Raw genomic sequence first — 23334 nt, forward strand, 5'->3', positions numbered from 1 at the left:
AAGCGGTATGTTATATCAGACTAAGACCGTATGTATTAGCGCAAAGCAGGCTTCGCCTTTAACGGCTTTTTAGTGTTGAATAAGGCTGTTTTTACAGGCGATAAGCTGTAAAATCCGAACGTTGACAACTAGATAACTTTTATAGTTCATATTTTTTATTGACATGCTTTGACATCAACTGTTAAAATAATAGCGTAAACGAATAGTGCTCGTATAAATTTGAGGATAAGGCTCAAAAGTATCTACCAGGCAACCGTAAATTACCTGACTACGAGTGAAAGTATGTCTAGGGTTCCGCATAACAGGAGGAGGTCTCTTTTACTGTGGTGGCAGGACCGAGCGACATAGGCGCAGTGTTGCGTTACACCGATGGGATAAAAGCCCGGACGGAGGAGTTTCGCTCAGGAACGATGTGAAACTTCTCCGTTCTTTTTTATTTTTGGAGGTGAATCAAGTATCAATAGCAGCACAAAAACAGGTATTTTTATTTTTTAAGGAGCGATAAAATGTTAGAAAAATTATTTGCGTTGAAAGCACGCAAAACCGATGTAAATACGGAAGTTATGGCCGGTATCACCACGTTTATGACTATGGCGTACATATTATTTGTAAATCCAAGCATTCTTGGTTCAGCAGGGATGGACAAGAATGCAGTACTCTTGGCTACCGCTATTGGTGCCGGTGCTGTTACCATCATGATGGGACTTTTTGTTAACTATCCGATTGCCCTGGCCCCGGGGATGGGTCTGAATGCGTTCTACGCCTTCACCGTTGTTATCGGTATGGGTGTTTCCTGGCAGGTGGCACTGGGTGCCGTGTTTATTTCGGGTCTTATCTTTATATTGTTAACCGTTACGAAAGTGCGTCAGCTTTTAGTGGAAGGCATGCCGGCCTCATTGAAGCACGCGATCAGCGTCGGGATAGGCTTGTTTATTACAATTATTGGCCTGAAGCTTTCCGGTTTGATGTCTATTCGTCTGTCGCTCATTCCGCCGACTTTGGAAAAACTGGTAGCTGCCCACGGCAATGGTACTCCGCTGAGTTTTGAGACCATTATTGAAATGGGGAAACTGGCCGACAAAGAGGTTCTATTGGCTGTGTTTGGTCTTTTGTTTATTGGGGTTCTCATAGCGCGCAATATCAAAGGTTCCATGTTGATCGGTATTTTGGTAACAACCATTCTGGGTGTTGTTATGGGCGTTGTTAAAATTCCGGCTGGCTTCAGTCCGGTTGCGGTTCCTGATTTTAGTCAGAACGCATTTTTCGCGCTGGACATTATGGGGGCTGTCCATATGGGACTGTTGACCATTATCTTCACGTTTACCTTTGTTGAATTGTTTGACACCATGGGAACACTGGTTGGTACAGCGACGAAAGCCGGCCTGATGGATAAAAGGGGTAATTTTCCCGGCATCGGCAAAGCCATGCTGGTAGACGCAACCGGTGTCAGTCTGGGTGCTTTGCTGGGTACCAGTACGATTACCGCCTATGTGGAAAGCGCGGCAGGTGTTGGTGCCGGCGGCCGGAGCGGGTTGACGGCAGTTGTTTGCGGTTTGCTGTTTTTCGCGGCCTTGTTTTTCAGTCCTTTGGCCGGGCTGATTCCTGACGCAGCAACGGCACCGGCGTTGATTATTGTCGGTGCACTGATGATGGAGTCTGTCCGTCACATTGATTTTGGTGATTTTACGGAAGCCTTACCGGCTTTCCTTACGATTGTTATGATGCCTTTCACGTACAGTATTGCCAACGGTGTTTCCGCCGGGCTTGTTGTATATCCGCTGGTTAAGCTGATTACCGGCCGGGGGCGCGAGGTTCACTGGATTATATACGTCTTGGCAGTGCTGGTTATAGCACGGTTTGTATTCCTTGCCGAGTAGTTGCTGGGAAACAAATAAACCCAGACATCAGAAGTTCTGATGTCTGGGTTTAATACTAATGGAATAGATAGGCCATATATTTTGCTTAAGGGCCAACCGACGGAAATAAGTCTCATTTATTGTAGAAATACTAGGGTGAGAATGACCGTCGCGCGAGAGAGGCCGTAAGCGGATAAAAGAGCAGGAGGGGTATAATGAAGGCAACAATTATCATGGGCAGCGATTCCGATTGGCCCATTCTGGAAACAGCGGTAAAAACCTTGGAGGAATTTGGTATTGCTACGGAAGTTATGGTGGCTTCGGCCCACCGGACGCCGGATAAGGTTCACAACTTTGCTGCGTCTGCCCGGGAACGGGGTGTGAAAGTCATTATCGCCGCAGCCGGTGCGGCAGCTCATCTGCCGGGCGTGGTAGCCAGTTATACAACCTTGCCGGTGATTGGTGTGCCAATCAACAGCACGCCGCTCAACGGGGTCGATGCGCTATACAGCATTGTACAGATGCCGTCAGGCGTTCCGGTAGCTACTATGGCGATCAACGGTGCTAAAAATGCAGCTATCTTTGCGGCGCAAATCCTGGGAGTCAGCGAGGCGACCGTCGAAGAAGCTTTGCGGCGCCACCGTGAAACCATGGCAATTGAAGTGGAGAAAAAGGCTGCTAAATTATTGGCAAAACAATAATTTGTATTATATATAATCAGGAGGGGTAATCATGGAAAAGCAACCATTATATGAAGGAAAAGCAAAGCAAATCTTTGCTGCCGATAATCCCGGTGAATATATTGTTTATTTCAAAGACGATGCTACGGCCTTTAATGGTCTGAAAAAAGGCACCATTGCTGATAAGGGTGTTTTAAACAATAAAATTTCCAGCTTCTTTTTCAAACTCCTTGGTGATAAGGGGATTCCTCACCATTTCATCCGGATGATCAGCGATCGAGAAATGTTGGTAAAGGAATTAAAAATCCTTCAGGTGGAAGTTGTTGTCCGCAATATTGCCGCCGGCAGTTTAGCTAAACGAATCGGCTGGGAAGAAGGCACGAAGCTTCCCTCCACCGTATTGGAACTGTATTACAAAAATGATGAACTGGGCGATCCGCTGATCAATGAATACCATATTGAAGCAATGGGGCTGGCTACAAAAGAACAGGTCAAAACTATGTCGGAATATGCTCTTCAAATAAATTCCATTTTATCTACCTATTTGAAAGATAAAAAACTGGAGCTGATTGACTTTAAATTGGAATTTGGTGTTCATAACGGAGAAGTCATTTTAGGGGATGAAATTTCGCCCGATACCTGCCGTTTTTGGGATACCGAGACAGGTCAAAAAATGGACAAAGACAGATTCCGCCGTGATCTTGGCAACGTGGAGGAAGCGTACCAAGAAGTATTACAACGTCTTACAGGAGAAGTTCTATGAATTATGAGGCACTGGAAATGGATAAACCCCGCGAGGAGTGCGGTATCTTTGGAATATACTCGCGTGAGGATAATGTATCGTTAAGCACTTATTGGGGTTTATACGCGTTGCAGCACCGGGGCCAGGAAAGTGCCGGGATTGCTATAACCGACGGTGCCTGGATGGATGTCCACCGAGGCATGGGCTTGGTGAGTGAGGTATTCCGTCATCAGTTGCCGCATATGGAGGGCCAGCGAATCGCCATCGGTCACGTCCGTTATTCGACGACTGGTTCCAGTTTACTGATTAACACGCAGCCCCTTATGGTAACTTATTCGGGTGGTCATATTGCCATGGCTCATAACGGCAATTTGACCAATGCTCAGGAGCTGCGCTGTACTTTGGAGGAAACGGGCAGTGTTTTTCAGACTTCGATTGACAGTGAAGTCATCGTAAATTTGATTGCCCGTTCGCGAAAACCTACCATTGAAGAAAAAATGATGGAAAGTTTGACCAAAATCGAAGGAGCCTACTGCCTGGTGGTCATGACCGAAGACAAGTTAATTGGTGTGCGCGATCCCCATGGCTTCCGTCCCTTATGTATCGGCAAAACCGCCGACGGCTGGGTTATTGCTTCGGAATCCTGTGCTTTGGATACAGTGGGCGCTGAATTGATTCGTGATGTTGCTCCCGGTGAGATGGTGGTGGTCGATGAGGCAGGTTTGCATTCCTACGGGTTTGCTGAAAATGATGCACAGGCCTTATGTATCTTTGAATATATTTATTTTGCCCGTCCTGATAGCATTATCGACGGACAGAGCGTATATCAGGCCCGTTTGGAAATGGGCCGGCAATTAGCCCGGGAAAGCGGCTACAAAGCGGATATTGTTATATCCGTACCCGACTCGGGAACGACGGCAGCTTTAGGCTTCAGCCGGGAGGCGGGTATTCCGTTTGCCGAAGGACTCATGAAAAACCGCTATATCGGGCGTACTTTCATTCAGCCGGAGCAGAAAAAGCGTGATTTAGGAGTCAGGATTAAACTGAATGCGGTACGATCGGTAGTCGAAGGCAAATCGATTATCATGGTGGATGATTCGATTGTCCGGGGTACAACCAGCGGAAAAATCGTTCATATGTTAAAAGAAGCAGGGGCCACGGCCGTTCATATGTGTATCAGCTCGCCGCCGATTGCTTATCCCTGCTACTACGGTATTGATACCGCGGTGCGTAAGGAACTGATTGCAGCGACCAAGCAAGTGGATGAAATCAGGGACTATATTGGTGCCGATTCGCTGCATTATCTATCCCTGGAAGGATTGTACCGGTCTGTTGCCAATATTAAGTATGACAATATGTGCTATGCTTGCTTTAACAGCAAGTATCCGGCCAGCACCCCCTGTGAAAGCCATTGCGGCAGCAACAAATTTGTATTTGAACAACGCATGCGTGCTCGCTGATGTGACGTTTTTAGGTAGGTATACTAAGACATGTGAGGGATCAATGTGAGTATAAAAGAAGATTCGGTTTCCAAGGCCAAGTTAAAGCAGGAATTGACGTACCGGGAAGCCGGTGTCGATATTGATGCCGGCAACCGGGCCGTTGATTTAATCAAGCGGCAGGTTAAATCAACCTATCGGCCGGAAGTATTAGGTGATATTGGTGGTTTTGGCGGTTTGTTCGGCCTGCAGGTGGCAAAATATAAAGAACCTGTTTTAGTATCGGGTACGGATGGGGTAGGAACCAAACTGTGTCTGGCGTTTATGACGGATAAGCATGATACGATTGGTCAGGATGCCGTGGCCATGTGTGTAAACGATATTCTGGTACAGGGCGCCGAGCCGCTGTTTTTTCTGGATTATCTGGCCGTGGGGAAATTGGAGCCGGAGAAAGTGGCCGATATTGTTGGCGGCGTTGCCAGAGCCTGCCGGGAGTCCGGTTGTGCCTTGATTGGCGGTGAGACCGCCGAAATGGCCGGCTTTTACAGCCAAGGCGAATATGATATTGCCGGCTTTGCTGTCGGGGTAGTGGATAAATCTCGCATCATTACCGGCGAAAACATTGCTCCCGGTGACGTGCTTATTGGACTTCCCTCCAGCGGTCTCCATTCCAATGGCTATTCGCTGGTTAGAAAAATCTGCTTTGATGTAAAAAAGCTGTCTGTTAACGATTACGTGCCGGAACTTGGCAAAACTCTTGGTGAAGAGTTGCTGACACCGACCACATTGTATCCTAAGGCATGTCTGCCGCTCGTGGAGAATTTTCCTATATTAGGCATGGTTCATATTACCGGTGGCGGATTTTATGACAATATTCCTCGGATTTTACCGGAACACTGCGCTGTAGAGGTGGATACCACAACCTGGCCTCAGCCTGTGATTTTCAAGCTGCTGCAGGAATGGGGACATGTGGCCTGGCCTGAAATGTACCGGACCTTCAATATGGGGATCGGTATGATCCTGGTCGTACCGCCGGAGCAGGTGCAGCCGGTGCGGGAAGATCTGGCGGCCCGTGGTGAGACTTCCTATGTGGTCGGGAAAATTACGGGAGGATCTCGGACTGTGGTGCTCAAAGGAGGAGTGTTTGGTGAGTAAAATGGTGCTGGGGGTCTTGGCATCAGGGCGTGGCAGTAATTTGCAGGCCATCCTGGATGCGATAGACGCCGGACGGTTGTCGGCCAAAATCGGCGTTGTCATCAGTGATAATCCGGAGGCCAATGTGATCAAACGGTCTATTGAATGGGATGTTCCGGTGGTTTGTATCGAAAGAAAGCAGTATGAGAGTAAGGAAGCGTGGGAAACGGCCATTGCCGATGAACTCAATGTTCATCAGGCAGAGTTGGTGGTGCTCGCCGGCTTCATGCGCATTTTAAGTCCCTATTTTGTCAACCGGCTCTCCGGCCGGGTAATGAATATTCATCCGTCGCTGCTGCCGGCCTTTCCCGGACGCAACGCGCAGGAACAGGCCGTTAATCACGGAGTGAAGGTTTCCGGCTGTACAGTACATTTTATTGATGAAGGAATGGATTCGGGGCCGATTATTTTACAGGAGGCCGTGCCGCTGGAAGAAGGGGATACGCCGGAAACGTTGGCCGAACGCATTCTGCATGTGGAGCATGTGCTGTACCCACGGGCTATTGGTCTGTATTGCGAGGGCCGGCTAAAAGTGGAAGGTCGCCGGGTTACCATTTTGGAAAAAGGTGAGGGTATTCATGAAAATTAAAAGAGCGCTTATCAGCGTTTCTGATAAAGCAGGTATTGTAGAGTTTGCGCGTCAGCTCGCAAATTATGGAGTTGAGATTATTTCTACAGGGGGGACCATGAAGACCTTACGGGAAGCTGGTATTCCAGTGACCTATGTAAGTGATGTAACCGGTTTCCCTGAGATCATGGACGGCAGGGTAAAAACCTTGAACCCCTATATCCATGGCGGCATCCTGGCCCTGCGGGATAATCCGGAGCATACAGCAGCCATGGAGCGGCACAATATTAAAGGGATTGACATGGTTGTGGTCAACCTTTATCCGTTCCGTCAGACTATAGCCAAGCCTGATGTGACGCTGGGAGATGCTATCGAAAACATTGATATTGGCGGACCGGCCATGATCCGGGCTGCGGCAAAAAATTTCCAGTATGTAGCCGTTGTGGTGAATCCTGAGCGGTATACTGAAATTATCGACCAATTGGCAGCCAAGCAGGAAATCAGTGCTGAATTCCGCATGGCATTGGCTCAGGAGGCTTACCATCATACGGCGGAATACGATGCCTGCATTGCCCAGTATTTGGGCAAACAGTTGGATAACGGGCAATTTCCGGAAACCATGCATGCCGTGTACGAGAAAGTACAGGAATTGCGTTACGGGGAAAATCCTCATCAGCAGGCTGCCTTTTACCGGGAAAAGTACGGTGATGGCTTTGGTATTGCCAATGCGAAACAGCTCCATGGCAAGGAGCTTTCCTTCAATAACATTGTTGATGTGGAAGCGGCTTATGGAATTGTCGGAGAGTTTAAACAGCCGGCGGCTGCCATCATCAAGCATACCAATCCCTGTGGTACGGGGATTGGCAAGACTTTGGCCGAAGCCTATGGAAAGGCCTATGAGGCCGATCCGGTTTCCGCATATGGCGGCATTGTCGGTTTAAACCGTGAAGTGGACGCGATTACGGCGGAAGAGATCAGCAAGATTTTTATTGAAGCCGTTATTGCTCCTTCCTTTACTCCGGAAGCACTGACCATTCTCACCAGGAAACAGAATATACGGCTGTTGACGGCCGACGCGGTTGACGCAGACGTAGCGGAATTTGACATTAAAAAGGTATCCGGTGGTATTTTGCTGCAGGACAGGGATACCAGGGATGCGGAAATTGAAGATATGAAAGTTGTGACCAAACGTCCGCCGACCCAGACTGAATGGGAGCAGTTAATGCTGGCCTGGCGTGTGGTGAAGCATGTGAAATCCAATGCTATTGTAGTGGCAGCGAACAATCAGACACTGGGGGTCGGCGCCGGACAGATGAATCGTGTCGGTGCGGCTGCAATTGCTCTGGCCCAGGCTGGTGAAAAGGCTAGGGGCGCCGTTTTGGCCTCCGACGCATTTTTCCCTTTCCGGGATACGGTGGATACCGCCGTGACCGCCGGTATTACCGCGATTATACAGCCCGGTGGATCGGTGAAGGACGCCGAATCCATTCAGGCCGCCGATGAACAGGGCATCGCTATGATCTTTACGGGTATGCGGCACTTTAAACATTAAGCCGGCTGCTTGGCGCAGCCGGACGGTCAGTACGATCTAGCGAGTTTGAGAGGTGACATTGTGCGAATTTTGGTTATTGGAAACGGCGGTCGTGAACATGCCTTGGTTTGGAAACTGGCGATGAGTCCGCGGGTTGAAAAAATTTATGCCATTCCGGGAAATCCGGGAATAGCCCAACTGGCAGAATGTGTGGATGTCGGGATTGGGGATAATGAAGCGTTGGCCAAATTTGCCGGGGAAAAGGGAATTTCTCTTACCGTTGTGGGTCCGGAAGCCCCTTTGGCCAATGGAATTGTCGATTATTTTACCGACCGTGGATTAAAGGTGTTTGGCCCCTCCCAGGCCGCTGCGGAATTGGAGGGCTCTAAGGCGTTTGCCAAAGAGCTAATGCAAAAATACGGGATTCCTACCGCCCGCTATGCCGTTTTTAGTGATCCCGATCAGGCAACTGCCTATATTCGGGAACATAAGGCTCCCATTGTTGTGAAAGCCGACGGGCTGGCTGCCGGCAAGGGTGTGATTGTAGCCATGACGGAGGAAGAAGCCCTGCGGGCGGTGGATTCCATTATGCGGGATCATGCCTTTGGCGCGGCAGGCAGTCAGGTGGTTATTGAGGAATTCCTGCAGGGTGAGGAAGCATCACTGCTGGCGTTTACCGACGGCACGACGGTTGTGCCGATGCTGGCGGCTCAGGATCACAAACGGATTTTTGATGGCGATCAGGGCCCCAATACCGGCGGTATGGGTGCTTATGCTCCTGCTCCGGTGGTTACAGCAGCGCTGCAGGCGGATATAGTAAAAGATATCTTACAGCCTGCCGTGGATGCTATGCGCCAGGAAGGGCGGCTGTACTGCGGCTGTCTATATGCGGGGCTGATGATTACCGAAACGGGGCCGAAGGTTATTGAGTTCAATGCCCGCTTCGGTGATCCCGAGACCCAGGTCGTTTTACCGCTTTTGTCCAGCGATCTGGTGGATATTATGGAAGCCTGTGTGGAAGGAAGACTGGCTCAGTGCGACATTGACTGGCTGGATCAGGCGGCAGTCTGTGTGGTTATGGCCGCCGGTGGCTATCCGGGAGACTATGCTAAAGGAGAGCCTATCCGGGGACTGCGGGCCGCCGCTGAAGAGGGGGCTTATGTGTTTCATGCCGGCACAGCGTTGCTTGGTGGTACGGTGGTAACCGGCGGCGGCCGGGTTCTGGGGGTTACGGCAACTGCCGGAACCATTCCGGCGGCGGTACAGAAAGCTTATGCCGCAGTGAAACACATTGATTTTAAAGACGTCCAATATCGCAAGGACATTGCCTATCGGGCAATGATTCGCTAGGAAACACCAATTTATTCACACCGCGCAGCCTGATCTTTTCCCCTGACTGCGTCAGCAAACCTTGAAATAGGAATCGCTATTCCTGCGTTTTTGCTTTCTTGCCCGCCGAAAAAATCTCTTACCAGGCTGGCAGGCTCATTAAGTCAGCGGTTCCCTGGTTTTGTCAGGTAGACGGTACAGTTTGGTAAGGCTCCGGTTTTCTTCCCGGAGTCTTACTTATGCCTGGTGGTAAAAAGGAAAAAAGCAAAATTTGTAGAATGTATTTTACCAATGGAACAATCGGCCGCAGGGTCATACCTTACCTGACAGATAGCATGGAGGCTACTATGAGTTATAATCGAGATGGGCTCGCCTTAGGTTCAGAGTCGCGAAGCAAGCGGCAGCAAATTCTGGAAGCCGCTTATATTGTTTTTTCACGCAACGGCTACCACCGGGCAACAGTAGATGAAATTATTGCTTTGGCAGATACCGGCAAGGGTACGGTATACAATTATTTTGTAAATAAAGAGCAGCTTTTTTATACCCTGATCAAAGAACGGAGTATACCTTTTGAACGAGCTTTGGAGGAAATTGTTGTTTCCCAGGAGCCGCCAATAAAAAAAATCAAGGCAATGATCAAGGTGTTTCTTGAATTCTATATTGTTAATGCCGATTTATGGCGGGTCATGATGCACGAAGTGCGCGGCTTTGGCCATGATGATGAGACTTCGAGTTTTACGCAGGAACAACGGGAAAAATATCACCAAGGTTTTCATGATACGATAGGTATGCTGGAGAAGGTACTGGCGGAAGGGGTCAGCAAGGGTGTATTTAGGGAATGTGATGTCGTTAAATGTGCTCATGGTCTATTTAGCGTAATTGTCATGTTAGCCTTTCAAAAAATAACCGGTGATGTGGAGGCTTGCGCCCAAATGATTGCCGATATGTTTTTATATGGGGTGGCTAAGCAGTGAGGCAATCCAAGGGCGATTGGCTATGTCTACCGGAAGGGAAGCGCATTTATCAAGCTTATTAAACAATCCAGCCTTGGCTGGATTTCCTTTTGCCTAATCAATGGTTCTCAAGGAAGGGCCGGTTATGTTGAATGCCGAGCGTTGTCGCTGCATACAATATGCTGGAATGACCGTCCTTATAATACTGTATATTTATACCTCGCTTATTGAGAACTATTGTAAAATATGCTACACTGGAAAAATAGGGATGTATGCTTGACTCTACAATATGCAGGAATTTGATAAGGCTGAAGACCAAAAGGAGTGATGTATGGATGAATGTTATTTCTAGTAAGATATTGGAGAAGAAAGTAATTATTAAAGTGAATGACTGGATTTGTGATACTGGTGAAGAAATGTTGTCCAGTGATTTATTTAGCCGGGTTTTAAAACTGGCTATCCGTGATCTGAAAAAGCGAAATTCTATTTTGCTGGATATTTTTGCTGATAAAAACAATATTACCGATGAGGATGTTCAGGTTCTTATCGATACATTAGTTTACGCGACCAAAATGCAAATTGATCTGGTGACGCATGTGGTTAAGGGTTCGGAGCAGTTCGCCAAAAACCCGATGCTGCTCAATGACTTTATCCAGTACCTGTATAATTACTGGCGCAATTTTGACAGATTCGTTGTATGCACTTCTGAAAATGAGGATATTGATAAACGTCCTTACCGGACCTTTAATGCTACGGTTGAGAAGCTTACCAATTTGGTGCGTAAAGTATACCGGGATTTGCAGGACAATGTTGCCGGCAAGCATCCCAACATATTCCGTCAGGTTAAAGCCGGGGCACAATTGGCTGCGATTGGCAAGCGCAAAGCCATTCCCTATACCGGTGAGCTGTATAAAAAATTGGACAAGATTGCCGTTATCCGTCAAATTCTGTTGAATCCCCCGTTAGTACTCGATCCGCCGATGAATAAGCGGACCGGTAAATTTGAACGGGTGTATAAAAATCCTTTGGATCTTGTTACCATCGAACCTGACGAATGGCTTTGCTTTCCGGCTAAAGTCGGCCCCTTGCTGATTCATGTTTACTTCCATGAACAATTTTATGATTTGGGCTTCTCCATGTGTAATCTCTTTGAATTGGCTAATGACGCTGACTTGGCTAAAAAGCCGGACGCTGTTTATTTGTGTGGTGTTCCCGGCAATGCCATTGACGAATTGGCGCCGCTGCCGACCGTATTTTATGACGATGAAGAGAATGATATGTTTGTTGCGGCCATTCCCAACCGGGATCAGTTCGGTTATTTCGGCTATTTAAAGAAAATGGTGTTAACGCTGCATAACATCCGCATGATGCGGGCTGGCAAGATGCCTTTTCATGGCGCTATGTTCAGGATTGTGTTAAAGGGTGATAAGCAGGCTAATATTCTGGTCATGGGAGATACCGGCGCCGGCAAATCGGAAACTCTGGAGGCCTTTCGGGTACTAGGTCAGGAATTTATTCAGGACATTGTGGTTGTGGCCGATGATATGGGGTCACTGGCTATTGATGAAGACGGGGATATTCTTGCCTATGGTACGGAAATCGGTGCTTACGTACGATTGGATGATCTGAATCCGGGTTATGCGTTCGGCCAGCTTGACCGGGCTATTATTATGAACCCGAGCCAAAAGAATGCCAGAACCATCCTGCCGGTTACTTCCTATGAGAATGTCATTAAAGGGCATAAGATTGATTTTGTGCTATATTGCAATAACTTTGAGGAAATTGATGAGGACCATCCGGTCATTGAACGGTTTACGTCGGCGCCCGAGGCCATTAATGTGTTCCGTTCAGGTGCCGTTATGAGCAAAGGAACGACAACTTCGAGCGGATTGGTGCATACCTATTTCGCCAATGTATTTGGACCGCCGCAGTACCGGGAAACCCATGAGGCTATTGCCCAGAAATATTTTGATCAATTCTTTGCCAAGGATGTGTTTGTGGGGCAGATGCGTACCCGCTTAAGTATTAAAGGTTGGGAACAAAAGGGACCGGAAGAATCGGCGAAAGGCTTACTCGCCATGATTCAAAGCCTGCCGCCGCGAAAAAAATAATTTATCCGTGATTCAGTGTTTCGGTTAGGTCTTTACCCCTTAGGCTTGAGTTTATTCCAATATAAACTCAAGCCTTTTTTGAATAATGAAGGCAGTATTGGAGGACTGCGTGAATTGATGCTGCTATTGCGGTCTTATACAGAAAATGGGAGGCTGTCACAGTTTTGTCATAGCTGTGGAATATAATGAAGGCATTTGGTTCAATCATTAGCTGTACTGCATTTTTGTCCTTTGCCGGCAGCTGGGCCGTAGAGAAGTGAATGGTCCGGCAACTCTGAAAGCACAATTTTTTTACGAATCTTTTTTACAAGGTTTCGTTGGTGTCGACTTGCGCCTTGCCTTACGAAGATGTTTCCGTAAATTTAATTTGTACTTTCAAAGTTAACGGACCATCAGTGAATTTCAGGGATATTGGAAAGAAGGGAAAGCAGCATGCGACAGTTCATAAAAGGCGATAAACGGGGAAGATTTCTGCTGACTACCGGAGCGGTTATCATACTGTGTCTGGGATTGGTTCTTTATTTCCGGGTCATGCACAGTTCTTCCGCCGGACGAACCGGTAATGGTGTGGCACAGACAACCGTGGATGTAGTAACGGTAGGGAAGACGGATTTGATAAAACGCATAGTTTTGACCGGTCAGACTGTGCCAAAGGCTCAGGTGGATATTGCCGCAAAGTATCAAGGGAAGCTGGTCGCGGTAAATGCTGAATTGGGACAGTCGGTTGCTCCTGGACAGGTGTTGATTGAACAGGATACCGGTGATGCCGAATTGGCTGTGGCCCAGAACCGGGCGGCTTATCAGCAGGCCCTGGCGGATGCGGTAAACAGCGGAGTGGCTTACCAGGCAAATTATAATAAGGCCAAGGCTGACTATGATCGGACCCTGGCCAGTTATCAGCGCTACAAAACTCTCTACGAGGCTGGCGGCATTGCCAAGGATACGCTGGAGAGCGCCGAACAGCAAATGCTGGACGCCAAGGCATCGTTGGATGCCTTGGTTAATCAGATGAATGCCAATTCTGTACCGGCCACGGTGGAGTCGGCTCAGGCGGCAGCGTCAAAGGCTAAAAGCAGTGTAAGTGCTGCCGAGAAACAAAGAAACGATCTTCTCCTGCGGGCGCCATTTTCCGGCATTGTCGGTTATCGTCAGGCCGAGGTTGGAGCCATTGTTTCAGCCGGACAAAAACTGTTAACCATCGTTGATAACAGCAAGATTTATGTTGATTGTCAAGTCTCCGAGCGGGATTTGCCGGCTTTTACTTTAGGGATGCCGGTTAACGTAAGTTTAGAAGCCTTAAGCAAGGAAGTGCCGGGCACTATTATTTATATCAGTCCGGCCAGCGACAGCACCAATCTGGTTTTTTCTCTGCGCATTGAGCTCAACAATCCGACAACGGATATTAGAGGCGGCATGTTTGCCAGGACGGTTGTAAACAGTATACTGCGGCCGCAGGCCCTGGTTTTACCCAAAGATGCCATTATCGAAAAGAACGGTAAAAGTCATGTATTTATTATCGATGCGCAGAATAAGGCAGAAGAGCGGGAAGTGACGGTCGGTGCCAGTGGTGATGAAAATGTTGAAATCATAGCCGGTCTTAACGAAGGCGAGCGGGTGGCTGTCAGCAATCTTTCGCGCCTGCGGTCGGGTCTGCAAATTGAGGTCAATCCGGTCACATTGGCTAACCGAGGTGGCCAATCGTGAATATAACTCGTTTTTCCATCCAAAAACCTATCGGCATATCCATGATTGTCATGTTGTTTGTTGTGCTGGGTTTATTCAGTTTTTACCGGATTGGTGTGGAACTGTTGCCGGCCGTCAATATTCCTTATGTCACGGTAACGGTTGATTACCCGGGAGCCGGGACCGAACAGGTGGAGCAGGACGTCATAAAACCCCTGGAAAATTCACTGTCTTCCTTAGCCAATTTAAAGCATATCACTTCGGTTGCCAGACCGGAAAGAGCTCAAATTACGCTGGAATTTGAATTCTGGGCCAATGTGGACACGGCAGCCGTTGATGCCACACAATATGTCAATGCGGCTATAAGCAAATTGCCGACCGGTGTGAAAACGCCATCGGTTATCAAACGGGATATTAATGCCTCGCCGATTTTGGAGGTTTCTATTGTTTCCGGCAAACCCCTGTCAGAGGTATATACCCTGGCTAACGATGTATTTTCCGAGCGTTTGCAAAGGGCCAGCGGTGTGTCCGACGTGTCGCTGTTTGGCGGGCGGGATAAGGAAGTGGCCGTGGAGGTGGACAAGGATAAGCTGTCTTACTACAACATTTCCTTAAGCTCCATTGTGAGCCGGATTCAGCAGGAAAATGTCCTGACGCCGGCCGGTTCGGTATTTGATGACAAAAAGGAAACCAATGTACGGTTGATTGCTCAATATGCTTCACCGGAAGAGTTAGCCGGCATTCATGTTACCAATTCGAACGGTGTTAATATTCCGTTGACCGATCTTGCCACAGTCAAAGAGCAGGACCAGCGGGTTACCCGCTATGCCCGGACTAACGGCCAGGATGTTGTATCTATGACAGTTTACAAAAATAGCGATGCCAATCTGGTGGATACGGCCAAGGCGGCTAAAGCGCAGTTGGAAAGCTTGCGGGCCGAATACCCGGATTATCAGTTTGTGGTCATTACCGATGCTTCTCAATATGTCGAGGACTCCTTGCATAATACGCTGGAGGCGCTGATTGAAGGGCTGATTACGACCGGACTGGTGCTGTATCTCTTTCTGCGGGGCTGGCGTTCGTCGATTGCTGTTTTAATTGCTATTCCCACGTCTTTGATCTCTACCTTTTTTGTTATGTATATGGCTGGCTTTACTTTTAATATGATGTCACTGATGGGCATGTCGTTATGTATCGGTACCTTGGTCGATGATTCGATAGTCGTGCTGGAAAATATCCATCGCCATTTGAAGATGGGCAAGGATGCCAAGACGGCGGCGGAAGAGGGACGAAATGAGATTGGCATGGCGGCTCTGGCGATTACGCTGTGCGATGTAGTTGTGTTTATGCCGGTTGCTTTTATGACTGGCATGACCGGACAATTTTTCCGGCAGTTTGGTCTGACCATTGTTTTTGCTACCCTGTGTTCACTTATGGTGTCATTTACTTTAACTCCCATGCTGGCCTCAAAATTCTTTAAGAACGGTCTCAAGGAACCGCAGGGACGGCTTTGGGATTTTATGAATCGCCTGGAACAGGGGGCTGTTGAAAAATATGAACGAATATTGCGGTGGAGTCTGATCAATCCGGTCAAGATTATCAGTGCTATTACCGTTTGTTTTTTCGTTGCTGTTTCACTTATTCCTTTGGGAGTGATCGGCTCTGAATATATGCCTAAAACCGATGAAGGCAGTTTTCAGATTTTTGTTCAGTTTCCCGTAGGGCAGAATATAGATCAAACAAACGGGGAAGTAAGAAAAATAGAGGAATATCTTACGACCATTCCGGAAGTTAGCTATTACCTATCCAGCGTGGGTACTCCTGCCGGCAATTACGGCAGGGTGAGTGTGCAAATGGTTGACCGGAAAGAGAGGAGCTTAACTGTCTGGCAGGTGACCGAACAAGTACGGCGTTTTCTCAAGGAAAACTTCCCGCAAGCCTCGGCACAGGTCAGTGAAACGCAATCTTCTGTCGCCGGTGTCTCCGGTGGGACCGGTACGGGAGGCGGCGGCCCCAATAATTCGCCGGTGCAGATTGAAATCCGGGGAGCCAATTTAGATAATATTATCAAAGCCTCCTACCGGATACAGGATATCATTGCCAAGGTGCCCGGTGTTAAGGATGTCCGCAGCTCCTATAGTGAAGGCATGCCTGAACTAAGGCTGACGGTAGACCGGGAACGGTTGAAATTTTTCAATACGACGGTTAATGAAGTCAACAACGTATTTTCCGGTGCGGTGGCCGGAACACTGGCCGGTTATTATGCCAATGATCCGACTAATGATGCACAGGATACGGATATTTATGTACGTCTTAAGAACAGTGATGGTTTTAAGGCCTCCGACATAAGTTCCATACCGGTAAAAGCCGGTAATGGTTTGGTGAAGCTGAGCGATGTGGCTCGCCTGCAGGATGGTGTCGGACCGGTCATGCTTCGGCGGGTAGATAAACAGGAATCGATTAACATAGCGGCTAATGTCACAGATCGTCCGTTGCAGGAAGTGCTAAACGATATCAGCAAAAGGATAAAGCCGGAGGATTTGGGGACTAACGTAACCTATCGTTTTACCGGGCAGGCGGACAACATGAACACTACCTTTGGCGAAATGGCCCAGGCCCTGGGATTATCTCTGGTCTTAGTGTATATGTTGCTTTCCACCTTGTACGAATCGCTGTCAACCTCCTTTATCCGTATGTTTTCGCTGCCTTTTGGTTTGATCGGATCGCTACTCTTTTTGGCAATTACCCGAAATACCATTAATTTATACTCTTTGATTGGTATTTTGGTTATGGATGGTGTGGTGGCTAAAAACGGTACCTTGCTTTTAGATTATACGCTGACGTTGATGGAACGGGGGATGAACGCGCAGGACGCTATTATTGAAGCCGGCAAAACCCGTTTAAAGCCGATATTTATGACTACACTGACGATGATTACCGGGATGCTGCCCACCGCTCTGGCCGTAACCGCCGGCGCGGAGACAAGGGTCAGCATGGCCTGGGTAGTTATCGGTGGTCTGGCTTCCTCGACTTTCTTCACCTTAATCGGTATTCCCATTATTTTTCTGTTTTTTGAAAAACACTCTTTTCTTGCTTCGCTGCAAAATCTTCTTTTGCGGCTATTCCATCGGAAACGTTCAAAAACCTTATAAAGAGCAGGATGAGAAAGCGGGAAAGTGCTCCGGCTGCCGGCGGAGGCTTTCCCTTTTCCTTTTCTGTGGCAAAGCTAAAGACACCCCGGAGAATTTCTCCGGGGTGTCTCATAAGCATGCGGTTTAACAGGGCTTAGAAGGCAGGAACAACGGCTCCCTGATATTTGTCGTTGATGAATTTCTTCACTTCGTCAGACGTTAAGGCCTTGGCCAGCTTCTGAATTTCCGGACGATTTTCATCACCTTTGCGAACTACTAAAATGTTAACAAACGGCGAGTCGTTCTGTTCAATAAACAGAGCGTCTTTGGTCGGCACCAGCTTTGCTTCCAAAGCATAGTTGGTATTGATAACAGCAATGGCTACATCGTCCAAAGCACGGGGGAGTTGAGGCGCTTCCAGTTCAGCTACTTTTAAATTTTTAGGATTTTCAACAATATCGCCTACTGTTGCGTTAATGCCGACTCCCGGTTTCAGTTTCAGCAGACCGGCCTTTTCCAATAAAGCAAGTGCGCGGCCTCCATTGGTGGGATCGTTAGGAATCGCTACCTGCGAACCGGCAGCAACGTCAGCCAGTGTTTTTACTTTCTTGGAATAGATACCCATCGGTTCAATATGTACGCCGGCAATATTGCTTAATTGCAGGTTATGCTCTGCGGCAAACTTGTTCAGATAAGGCGTATGCTGAAAGAAGTTAGCATCCAATTCTTTTTCGGCAACGGCAATGTTTGGACGAACATAGTCGTTCATTTCCACAATTTGAAGGTCAATTCCTTCTTTTTCCAATATGGGTTTGACTACTTGCAGAATTTCAGCATGCGGTACGGGGGTAGCTGCCACTTTTAATACCGTTTTGGCAGCGGTAGCATTAGGTTCTTTTTTATCATTACTGCCGCAGCCAGCGAAAAGAACCGTCAATGCCAATAGAGAAACCATGAGTAAAACCAGTTTTTTCATAATAAATCCTCCTAAAATAATATATATGTGATTTTGCTTGGAAAACAATAGTACTTATCTTTTGTTTACCTTGCGGGCGAGATAGTCGCCGCAGGATTGCACGATTTGGACCTGAGCAATCAGAATGGCTACTGTGGCCAGCATAATATCGGCGCGGAATCGCTGATAACCGTAGCGGATGGCCAAATCACCCAAGCCGCCGCCGCCAATCGCACCGGCCATGGCGGAGTAACCGATCAGGTTGATGATGGTTAAGGTGATTCCTAATATAATAGAGGGAAGCGATTCCGGTATCAATACTTTGCGGATGATTTCAAATGGTGAGGCGCCCATGGCCTGTGCGGCTTCGACCACTCCGTAATCCACTTCTTTCAGCGCCGCTTCTACAACCCGGCCGACAAAGGGAATGGCCGCCAGACTTAACGGGACGATGGCGGCATTAGTGCCGATCGAGGTGCCTGTTAACAGGCGGGTTAAGGGAATGATAGCCACCATTAAAATGATAAAGGGAGTAGAGCGGGCTGCGTTTACAATACTGCCTAAAATACGATTGATGTACAGATTTTCCAGGATTCCTCGTTTATCCGTAGCAACCAAAATGACACCAAGCGGTATCCCGAGGAGGGTGGAAATCAAGGTGGAGACAGCAACCATATAGGTTGTGTCAAGCAGGGCTTCAAACAGCAGCATAAGCATGTCTTGAGACATAGCCGATCACCTCGCTTCCCACTTCGTGTGCCCTGGTGTATTCAAGCGCCCTATGAATAGCATCCTGACTGCCTGATAATTCAACGATTAAAGTACCGAAGGAGACATTTTTGATATGATCCATATTTCCATAGAGAATGCTTACATCGATATCAAAACGCCGGATCATACCGGCAATGATTGGCTCGCCGGCAGCATCGCCGATAAACGAAAGCCGCAGCAGCAGCTTGCTGTCGGGAAGCGGTGTCCGTGAAAGTGGCATGTGTTTAAAATGATCCGGTAAATCATGATTCATGATGGTGCCGATAAATTCCCGGGTAATAGCCGCCTGAGGCTGGGTAAAGATATCCAGAATTGGTCCCTGCTCAATAATCAGGCCATTTTCCATAACTGCTACCTGGTCGCAGATTTCTTTGATAACCTGCATTTCGTGGGTGATAAGGACGATGGTTAATTTAAGCTCCCGGTTAATGTTTTTTAATAATTCTAGAATGGACTTGGTAGTTTGCGGGTCAAGAGCCGAAGTGGCCTCGTCGCACAACAGTACCTTGGGACGATTGGCTAAGGCGCGGGCGATACCTACCCGCTGTTTTTGACCACCGCTTAATTGTGAAGGGTATTGTTCACGTTTGTCCGATAAACCGACCAGTTTTAAGAGACGGACCACCGTATCTTCAACATCATGTTTAGTGTAGCCGGCCAATTCAAGAGGGAAAGCGATGTTGTCAAAAACCGTGCGGGAGGAGAGTAAATTAAAATGCTGAAAAATCATGCCGATTTTTTTCCGCGATTCCCTAAGTTCGTTTTCCGTCAGCTTTGTGATGTCCTGACCGTCGACGATCACTGTTCCGGCCGTAGGCTGTTCTAAACGGTTGATGCAGCGGATCAACGTACTTTTGCCGGCGCCGCTTTTACCGATCACTCCGAAAATTTCACCGGCCTTGACTTCCAAATTAATTCCACGCAAAGCATGGATTTGACCGGACTGACTGTGGTATATTTTTTCAATCCCGTTTAAACTAATCAATGAGGTTCCTTCCTTTCGTGCAAATAAAAAGGTCTCTTCGCAGCGAAGAGACCAACACATACTCTTGGGCTTCTCTCATCTGCCAGGATAAAATCCTGTAGGAATTGGCACCGTTCCTTCCGGATGGTTGCCGCGGCTTCATTGGGCCAGTCCCTCAGCCAACTCTAGATGATAATAATATCATTCATTTTTTAAATCCTATCACGGTTTTTTGTATGTGTCAAGAAGATTGTTTGGATAATATCTTTCTTAAACGGACATTTTAATAAAGTTTTCATAGATTAAAGAAAAAAAGGGATAAAGAAGGAAATCTATCTAACTGCACGAATATATAATATATTGATATACAGTATGGGAAAATAAGGAGTGACACTAGCTATGTCGGTGAATCCTAAACTAAAAGATCCGTTGATTGATCAACTGTTTCAGGCTATTTTACTGTTGCAGGATGAAGAGGAGTGTTATCAGTTTTTTGAAGATGTTTCCACTATAGGGGAACTTAAGTCTTTAGCGCAGCGCTTGGAGGTTGCCCGGATGTTGCAGTTGGGGGCGACCTATGATGATATTGTGGCAAGAACAGGCGCTAGTACGGCTACCATCAGCCGCGTCAAACGCTGCCTGAATTATGGCGCCGACGGATATGGTATAGTTCTCTCGCGGCTTGACGAAAAGAAAAAAGAGTAAGTTTTTATTAATCCATGTTGAAACGGAGTGTAACCATTTAATGAAGACAAATGAATTTGTACCGCAGATTCCTTACGGCACCAGAGATTTTTTGCCGCGGGAAGCAAAATATAAACGAATTGTGGAAGGTTCCCTGGCCGGATTATTTGCCAAGTGGGGCTATGACGAGGTGGTCACGCCCACTTTTGAATATCTGGAAACTTTGTCTGCCGGCAGTGACGAGCAGATGGCACAGAATATGTTTAAGTTCTTTGATAAAAAAAATCACATTCTGGCATTGCGTCCGGATATGACTACTCCCATTGCCAGGGTGGCATCTACCCGGCTTAAAGAAAACAGTTTGCCGCTCCGCTTGTTCTACTTAACCAATGTATTTCGCTATGAGCAGGCGCAGGCCGGGCGGCAATGCGAATTCTATCAGGCGGGAGTGGAACTGTTGGGCGTTCCGGGACCGGCGGCCGATGCAGAGGTGATTGCTTTGGCCGTACAGGCAATGAAGGATTCCGGTTTGCAAACCTTTCAGGTCAATATTGGCCAGGTGGAATTTATCAATGGAATCATGGAAGAAAGCCGCCTGACCGCCGAACAGCGTCAAAAGGTTAAACAATGCATGGTAAACCGCAATGTGGTCGGTCTGGGGGAAATTCTGACGGCCAGCGGGCTAAGCTCCGACGTTCAGACTTTGCTGCGGCAGATTCCGCTGTTGTACGGCAAAGAGGAATTGCTGGAACAAGCCTACGCGATGGTTACCAATCCGGTCAGCCGGGCCGCGCTGGACAATCTGGCCGATATTTACTGCCTGCTGAAAGGGTACGGTGTGGAGCAGTATGTCAATTTTGACTTAGGGATCATCCGGGATTTTGAGTATTATACCGGCATGGTGTTTGAGGGCTATACGCCTGGGCTGGGATTTCCGCTGTGCGGTGGCGGCCGCTATGATAAGATGGTGTCGTCCTTCGGCGTTGACTGCCCGTCCACCGGTTTTGCCTTAGGAATAGAGCGGGTATTGTTGGCTCTGGAACGGCAGGGTATTTCACTGGACGCTGATTTTCGCGAGTGGTATGTGGGCTGGGAACCCGGCAAGCTGACGGAAGCGATTCAAAAAGCTTCTGAACTAAGAATGCAGGGACAGTCCGTCGAACTGGCTCTATTCCCCCAGTCGCGCCAGGAAGCTGCCATGAGCCAAAAGGCTAAAGGCTGTAAAGAACTCATCTATATTTAATTTAAGGGAGCAGACGGTCATGTTTTCACGGGTGAAACAAGTGATTTCGGCTCTTACTGCCAGGATCAGTAGACAAGAGGAAGAATTTGTGAACCGTTATCTGCACCCCGGGGAACAGGCATTGTTTTGGGGTATGAGTCTGGCCGAACAGCGGCATGCGCTGAATGTAACCTATACGGCGCTTGGCTTCTCCGGCCAGACGGCGATTGACATACGGCGTTTGATTCGCTGCGCTTTGCTGCACGATGTGGGGAAGCGGCAGGGTGATATCAACACAGCCGGTAAAATTATGGCGGTGCTGGCTCATTCTCTGGCTCCTGGCTGGGCCGAAGCCTGGGGCAGGCAGGGGCGGGGAGCTTTTCCCGCCAATTTGCGGCATGCCTTTTATATTTATTTTAATCATGCCGAGCGGGGAGCTTCGTTACTGAGTCAGGCCGGGACCGAGCCCGAAATTGTTGAAATCGTAAGGCGCCATCATAAAGCTCCGGCCAAGGATGATCCGCCGGAGCTTTGTTTTCTCCGAGAGGCCGACAATATCAATTAGTACCCCTTTTGCTTGTCTACTATATTAAGGATTTGATCTTTATCGATAAACCGGGTTAAATTATCGGCAAACAACTGGATGGCGCGGTCTAAGTAGCTGGGTGACAGACCGGCCAGATGGGGTGTGATGATGACGTTGGGCATATTCCAAAGCGGCGAACTATCCGGCAGCGGTTCCTCGGCAAAAACGTCCAGGCCGGCACCTTGAATTAGCTGTTGTTCCAGGGCGGTAATCAGGTCGGCTTCGGCAATGACACCGCCGCGGGCGATGTTAATGAAATAGGCTGTTCGTTTCATAGCGGAGAAATAGTTCAAATTGAACATTTCCTTAGTTTCGTCTGTTAAGGGAAGTGAGACTACAACAAAATCGCAGATGCTCAGCATTTTTGCCAGATAGTCGGGTGTGTACAGCGCATCGACAAATAATTCGGTGGTTGCTTCCCGTTTGGTAGCTACTACGTGCATGCCCAGCGCTTTTGCCTTTTTGGCAATTTCCCGCCCGATATTGCCGAGTCCGACAATGCCGATGGTCTTTTCGTGTATTTCGTCGACCCGGACCCGTTTCCATTGTTTATTGCGCTGCTGGGGAATCAGCAGGTTAAGTCCGCGGGTAAAGGCGAGCATAAGGGCCAGAACGTGCTCAGATATAGGGATACCGTGAATTCCCTTGGAGTTGGTTAACAAAGTGGAACTGGTGACCAATTCGGGAAATAGCCAGTCCTCCACACCGGCACTCAGCGCGTGGACCCAGCGAAGCTGCGGCGCGGCAGCGTAGAGCTGGCGGATATCCTGGTTGCCCCAGGCTACCAGAATGTCTGCATTGGCGATATGCTGACCGGCTGTGGCCAGATCGGCCGTGATGATTGAACTGCCTGGCGCGGCATCCTGGATGGCTGCCATATGATTTTCTTTTAGCTGGTTTAAGACTAAAATATTGAATGGCACAATGAAGACCTC

The 23334-nt window shown here is 48.2% G+C and carries 19 protein-coding genes and 2 riboswitches; of the genes, 15 read left to right on the forward strand and 4 right to left on the reverse strand.

The genetic code is table 11. The features are described 5' to 3' along the window. Window positions 1-189 precede the first annotated feature (189 nt). Window positions 190-291, forward strand: a riboswitch (purine riboswitch). A gap of 215 nt (window positions 292-506) precedes the next feature. From F3H20_RS03115 to F3H20_RS03170, 12 genes are all read left to right on the forward strand, one after another. Continuing rightward, the gene (locus tag F3H20_RS03115; RefSeq protein WP_149733505.1) at window positions 507-1877 is read left to right on the forward strand and encodes an NCS2 family permease; all 1371 of its coding nucleotides are present in this window, start codon (window positions 507-509) and stop codon (window positions 1875-1877) included. Window positions 1878-2071: 194 nt separating this feature from the next. After that, window positions 2072-2557, forward strand: coding sequence for a 5-(carboxyamino)imidazole ribonucleotide mutase (gene purE, locus F3H20_RS03120; protein ID WP_149733506.1), 486 nt, complete (start codon window positions 2072-2074; stop codon window positions 2555-2557). A gap of 31 nt (window positions 2558-2588) precedes the next feature. Continuing rightward, a complete protein-coding gene (purC, locus tag F3H20_RS03125; protein WP_149733507.1) occupies window positions 2589-3299 on the forward strand; it encodes a phosphoribosylaminoimidazolesuccinocarboxamide synthase in 711 nt (236 codons plus the stop codon). After that, entirely contained in the window at window positions 3296-4738 is a 1443-nt protein-coding gene (gene purF / locus F3H20_RS03130; protein ID WP_149733508.1) for an amidophosphoribosyltransferase, read from the forward strand. Before purC ends, purF begins: the two co-directional genes overlap by 4 nt. A gap of 51 nt (window positions 4739-4789) precedes the next feature. Further along, window positions 4790-5872 (forward strand): phosphoribosylformylglycinamidine cyclo-ligase, encoded by a 1083-nt coding sequence (purM, locus tag F3H20_RS03135; RefSeq protein ID WP_149733544.1) that lies wholly within the window; start codon window positions 4790-4792, stop codon window positions 5870-5872. Further along, window positions 5865-6500: a phosphoribosylglycinamide formyltransferase gene (purN, locus tag F3H20_RS03140; protein ID WP_149733509.1), complete on the forward strand. Its 636-nt coding sequence runs from the start codon at window positions 5865-5867 to the stop codon at window positions 6498-6500. The genes purM and purN overlap by 8 nt, the downstream gene beginning before the upstream one ends. Further along, window positions 6490-8031, forward strand: a complete 1542-nt coding sequence (purH, locus tag F3H20_RS03145) for a bifunctional phosphoribosylaminoimidazolecarboxamide formyltransferase/IMP cyclohydrolase (protein ID WP_149733510.1) — start codon at window positions 6490-6492, stop codon at window positions 8029-8031. The genes purN and purH overlap by 11 nt, the downstream gene beginning before the upstream one ends. 60 nt (window positions 8032-8091) lie before the next feature. Further along, on the forward strand, window positions 8092-9360 hold the full coding sequence (gene purD, locus F3H20_RS03150; protein WP_149733511.1) for a phosphoribosylamine--glycine ligase: 1269 nt from the start codon (window positions 8092-8094) through the stop codon (window positions 9358-9360). Between the two features lie 326 nt (window positions 9361-9686). After that, entirely contained in the window at window positions 9687-10313 is a 627-nt protein-coding gene (locus tag F3H20_RS03155) for a TetR/AcrR family transcriptional regulator (RefSeq protein WP_149733512.1), read from the forward strand. A 314-nt stretch (window positions 10314-10627) separates the two neighbouring features. Continuing rightward, on the forward strand, window positions 10628-12403 hold the full coding sequence (locus F3H20_RS03160; RefSeq protein ID WP_149733513.1) for a phosphoenolpyruvate carboxykinase: 1776 nt from the start codon (window positions 10628-10630) through the stop codon (window positions 12401-12403). Between the two features lie 432 nt (window positions 12404-12835). Beyond that, the gene (locus tag F3H20_RS03165) at window positions 12836-14107 is read left to right on the forward strand and encodes an efflux RND transporter periplasmic adaptor subunit (RefSeq protein ID WP_149733514.1); all 1272 of its coding nucleotides are present in this window, start codon (window positions 12836-12838) and stop codon (window positions 14105-14107) included. After that, the gene (locus F3H20_RS03170; RefSeq protein ID WP_149733515.1) at window positions 14104-17238 is read left to right on the forward strand and encodes an efflux RND transporter permease subunit; all 3135 of its coding nucleotides are present in this window, start codon (window positions 14104-14106) and stop codon (window positions 17236-17238) included. The genes F3H20_RS03165 and F3H20_RS03170 overlap by 4 nt, the downstream gene beginning before the upstream one ends. 133 nt (window positions 17239-17371) lie before the next feature. Here the strand turns inward: F3H20_RS03170 and F3H20_RS03175 are convergent, their stop codons facing one another. From F3H20_RS03175 to F3H20_RS03185, 3 genes are read right to left on the reverse strand one after another with little or no spacing between them, the layout of a single operon-like run. Further along, entirely contained in the window at window positions 17372-18193 is an 822-nt protein-coding gene (locus F3H20_RS03175; protein WP_149733516.1) for a MetQ/NlpA family ABC transporter substrate-binding protein, read from the reverse strand. Between the two features lie 54 nt (window positions 18194-18247). Next, complete coding sequence (locus tag F3H20_RS03180; RefSeq protein WP_149733517.1) at window positions 18248-18901, reverse strand: methionine ABC transporter permease; 654 nt, start codon at window positions 18899-18901, stop codon at window positions 18248-18250. Then, window positions 18870-19928: a methionine ABC transporter ATP-binding protein gene (locus F3H20_RS03185; RefSeq protein ID WP_149733518.1), complete on the reverse strand. Its 1059-nt coding sequence runs from the start codon at window positions 19926-19928 to the stop codon at window positions 18870-18872. The genes F3H20_RS03180 and F3H20_RS03185 overlap by 32 nt, the downstream gene beginning before the upstream one ends. 72 nt (window positions 19929-20000) lie before the next feature. Then, window positions 20001-20103, reverse strand: a riboswitch (SAM riboswitch). 203 nt (window positions 20104-20306) lie between these two features. Here F3H20_RS03185 and F3H20_RS03190 point away from each other — a divergent pair. The 3 genes from F3H20_RS03190 to F3H20_RS03200 are packed head-to-tail and all read left to right on the forward strand — an operon-like array spanning window position 20307 to window position 22378. Then, window positions 20307-20612: a YerC/YecD family TrpR-related protein gene (locus F3H20_RS03190; RefSeq protein WP_149733519.1), complete on the forward strand. Its 306-nt coding sequence runs from the start codon at window positions 20307-20309 to the stop codon at window positions 20610-20612. Between the two features lie 40 nt (window positions 20613-20652). Next, the gene (hisZ, locus tag F3H20_RS03195; RefSeq protein ID WP_149733520.1) at window positions 20653-21834 is read left to right on the forward strand and encodes an ATP phosphoribosyltransferase regulatory subunit; all 1182 of its coding nucleotides are present in this window, start codon (window positions 20653-20655) and stop codon (window positions 21832-21834) included. Between the two features lie 19 nt (window positions 21835-21853). Then, window positions 21854-22378 (forward strand): HD domain-containing protein, encoded by a 525-nt coding sequence (locus F3H20_RS03200; RefSeq protein WP_149733521.1) that lies wholly within the window; start codon window positions 21854-21856, stop codon window positions 22376-22378. Here F3H20_RS03200 and F3H20_RS03205 read toward each other — a convergent pair. Next, a complete protein-coding gene (locus tag F3H20_RS03205; protein ID WP_449421254.1) occupies window positions 22375-23322 on the reverse strand; it encodes a D-2-hydroxyacid dehydrogenase in 948 nt (315 codons plus the stop codon). The two genes, F3H20_RS03200 and F3H20_RS03205, sit on opposite strands and share 4 nt — an antisense overlap. Window positions 23323-23334: the final 12 nt, after the last annotated feature.

This window comes from Propionispora hippei DSM 15287 (assembly GCF_900141835.1).
GTDB classification, from domain to species: domain Bacteria; phylum Bacillota; class Negativicutes; order Propionisporales; family Propionisporaceae; genus Propionispora; species Propionispora hippei.

Bases quoted from the DNA above. Each gene is read 5' to 3' on its own strand.
- F3H20_RS03175 (WP_149733516.1), bottom strand. From the start codon at position 18,193: ATGAAAAAACTGGTTTTACTCATGGTTTCTCTATTGGCATTGACGGTT.
- F3H20_RS03165 (WP_149733514.1), top strand. From the start codon at position 12,836: ATGCGACAGTTCATAAAAGGCGATAAACGGGGAAGATTTCTGCTGACT.
- F3H20_RS03200 (WP_149733521.1), top strand. From the start codon at position 21,854: ATGTTTTCACGGGTGAAACAAGTGATTTCGGCTCTTACTGCCAGGATC.
- F3H20_RS03155 (WP_149733512.1), top strand. From the start codon at position 9,687: ATGAGTTATAATCGAGATGGGCTCGCCTTAGGTTCAGAGTCGCGAAGC.
- F3H20_RS03160 (WP_149733513.1), top strand. From the start codon at position 10,628: ATGAATGTTATTTCTAGTAAGATATTGGAGAAGAAAGTAATTATTAAA.
- hisZ (WP_149733520.1), top strand. From the start codon at position 20,653: ATGAAGACAAATGAATTTGTACCGCAGATTCCTTACGGCACCAGAGAT.
- purH (WP_149733510.1), top strand. From the start codon at position 6,490: ATGAAAATTAAAAGAGCGCTTATCAGCGTTTCTGATAAAGCAGGTATT.
- purF (WP_149733508.1), top strand. From the start codon at position 3,296: ATGAATTATGAGGCACTGGAAATGGATAAACCCCGCGAGGAGTGCGGT.
- purC (WP_149733507.1), top strand. From the start codon at position 2,589: ATGGAAAAGCAACCATTATATGAAGGAAAAGCAAAGCAAATCTTTGCT.
- F3H20_RS03180 (WP_149733517.1), bottom strand. From the start codon at position 18,901: ATGTCTCAAGACATGCTTATGCTGCTGTTTGAAGCCCTGCTTGACACA.
- purE (WP_149733506.1), top strand. From the start codon at position 2,072: ATGAAGGCAACAATTATCATGGGCAGCGATTCCGATTGGCCCATTCTG.
- F3H20_RS03190 (WP_149733519.1), top strand. From the start codon at position 20,307: ATGTCGGTGAATCCTAAACTAAAAGATCCGTTGATTGATCAACTGTTT.
- F3H20_RS03115 (WP_149733505.1), top strand. From the start codon at position 507: ATGTTAGAAAAATTATTTGCGTTGAAAGCACGCAAAACCGATGTAAAT.